General features: G+C 59.5%; 1 protein-coding gene. It reads left to right on the forward strand.

Going from position 1 to position 205, the window contains the following annotated elements; all coding sequences use genetic code 11:
• A partial coding sequence (locus tag AB0T83_RS20565; RefSeq protein WP_366195044.1) for a histidinol dehydrogenase occupies positions 1-205 on the forward strand: 205 nt, incomplete at both ends.

Genomic DNA, 205 nt, shown 5'->3' on the forward strand with positions numbered 1-205 from the left:
TGGCCGAGATCGATCGCATCCTCGGCATTCTGCCCACCGCCGAGACCGCCCGCAAAAGCTGGGAGGACTATGGCGAGATCATCGTCTGCGACACTTATGAAGAAATGCTGAGCGTGGCCGATGAGATTGCCAGCGAGCACGTCCAGGTGATGACCGACCGCGACGACTGGTTCCTCGAGAACATGACCTGCTATGGCGCGCTGTT

The sequence above is a fragment of the Meridianimarinicoccus marinus genome (assembly GCF_040689105.1).
GTDB classification, from domain to species: Bacteria; Pseudomonadota; Alphaproteobacteria; order Rhodobacterales; family Rhodobacteraceae; genus Meridianimarinicoccus; species Meridianimarinicoccus marinus.